The following is a 2,166-nucleotide window of genomic DNA, read 5'->3' on the forward strand; positions in this document are numbered from 1 at the left end:
CGGCAGGGTGAGGTTGAACGACAGGTCGGACGCCGCGTAGAAGACCATCCCGAGGAACAACAGCAGCCACGTGCCGGACATGAACGTCATGCCGTCGAGCGCGACGGTCGACCCGTACGTCTTGCGTAGGTTGTCGACCTCGATGGTGGCTTCCATGCCGTCTGACGCTACGAACGGCGGCGCTTGTGGTCGTCCCGCACGGGAGCCATCTTTCCCGTCCCTGACGCGAGGGACGACCCGGGTCCGGCCGGCGGCGACAATGTCCGTGTGAGCCGTACCGTCGCCCTCGCCCCCGCCGTCCTGGCGGTGGCCGCCGTCGTCGAGGCGTTGGCCCGGTACGTGTCGTCGGACGTGACCGGGGGGCCGTTCCTGGTGCTGGTCGGTTGCCTGGCGTTGGCGTCGACCGCGCCGCTGGCCCTGGCCGCCCGCCGCCCGACGGTGGTCGCCGCGGTGGTGACCGGCGCCGCGGTGGTCGCGCTCGTGGGCTTCGGGCTCTGGACGGTGGCGGGCGTGGTCGCCCAACTCGCCGCCGCCTATCTCGCGGGACGCCGTGGCGCCCTGGCTGTGGCGGTGCCGCTCGGGCTGCCGTACCTGGCGATCGCCTTCTTCGACCCGCTGGCCGTCGTCCTGGCCGCTCTGGTGCCCGTCTGCGCGCTGGCGGGAGTGGCCCGCCGCGTCAGCTCGGCGGACGCGGCGCACCTGGCGGCCCGGTCGGCGTTCGCCGGGACGCTGGTCGAGCACACGGCGCGCGGCGAGCGGGCCCGGATCGCCCGGGAGCTGCACGACGTCGTCGCGCACCACATCTCGATGATCTCGGTGCAGGCGGAGAACGCGCGGCTGACGACGCCCGGGCTGCCGGCCGCCGGTGCGGAGCGGTTCGCCGCGATCGGTGGCACGGCGCGGTCGGCCCTGACGGAGATGCGGCGCCTGTTGGGCGTGCTGCGCTCGGACGCGCCCGCCGCACCCGAGCGGGCACCGCAGCCGGGCCTGCGGGAGCTGGCGGCGCTGCTGGACGACGCACGGGACACGTCGGGCGCCGGCACCCGCCTGATCCTGCGCGGTCCGCCGGTGCCGCTGGATCCGGGCGTCGAGCTGGCCGCGTACCGGATCGTCCAGGAGGCCCTGACCAACGCCCGCCGGCACGCCCCCGGTGCGGCGGTCGACGTCTCGGTGACGTACTCCGCCTCGGGCCTGTGCCTGCGGATCCGCGACAACGGCCCCGGCCCGGCCGGTGTGCCGGCCGGCGGCCACGGCCTGAGCGGCATGCACGAACGGGCGGCGGCGGTCGGCGGCCGGTTGCGCACGGGCGTGGCCGGTGCCGCCGGCGGCTTCGTCGTGGAGGCCAACCTGCCCGTGCCGACCCCGGAGGACCGATGATCCGCGTCGTGGTGGCCGACGACCACGAGGTGGTCCGCGGCGGGTTCGCCGGGCTGCTGGCCACCCAGCCGGACATCGAGGTGGTCGGCACGGCCGCGGACGGGGCCGCGGCGGTCGAGGTGTGCGCGGCCACCCGGCCCGACGTCGTGCTGATGGACATCCGGATGCCGGGTGTCGACGGCATCGAGGCGACCCGGCAGCTGGCCGCGTCGCCCGCGCACCCCCGGGTGCTGATCCTGACGACGTTCGACCTCGACGAGTACGTCTACGACGCGATCCGCGCGGGCGCCAGCGGCTTCCTGCTCAAGGACGTCCGAGCGGAGGCGCTGTTCGACGCGGTACGCGTTATCGCGGCGGGGGAGGCCCTGCTGGCACCGACGGTGACACGGCGGCTGATCGCGGAGTTCGCCCTGCAGCACCGCCCCTCGGCACCGCCGCCGGTCGCCCTGTCGGCGCTGACGCCGCGCGAGACACAGGTACTGCGCCTGGTGGCGGAGGGACTGTCCAATCCGGAGATCGCCGCCCGCCTCGTGGTCACGGAGGAGACCGTGAAGACGCACGTGAGCCGGATGCTGACCAAGCTGGGCCTGCGCGACCGCACCCAGGCGGTGGTCGCCGCGTACGAGACCGGCCTGGTCGTGCCGGGTTCCGGCGGGTCGGGCCACCCCAAATAGCCGAATTCGCGGCCGAGGCGTCCGGGACCACCCGGAAACCCGGCCACGTTTAGGCTCAAAACGCTCTCCCGACCCCCGGCACGAGCGGCGTCGCCGTCACGTCCCTGGTGACGGC

Annotated in this window: 2 protein-coding genes; both read left to right on the top strand. The window is 74.7% G+C overall.

Annotated elements, in window-relative coordinates; genetic code table 11:
• Positions 1-267: 267 nt before the first annotated feature.
• The gene (locus AB0H87_RS41075; RefSeq protein ID WP_360159064.1) at positions 268-1,377 is read left to right on the top strand and encodes a sensor histidine kinase; all 1,110 of its coding nucleotides are present in this window, start codon (positions 268-270) and stop codon (positions 1,375-1,377) included.
• Positions 1,374-2,051, top strand: coding sequence for a response regulator transcription factor (locus tag AB0H87_RS41080; RefSeq protein WP_360159067.1), 678 nt, complete (start codon positions 1,374-1,376; stop codon positions 2,049-2,051). Before AB0H87_RS41075 ends, AB0H87_RS41080 begins: the two co-directional genes overlap by 4 nt.
• Positions 2,052-2,166 lie beyond the last annotated feature (115 nt).

It is taken from the genome of Asanoa sp. NPDC050611, assembly GCF_040654855.1.
GTDB lineage: Bacteria > Actinomycetota > Actinomycetes > Mycobacteriales > Micromonosporaceae > Asanoa.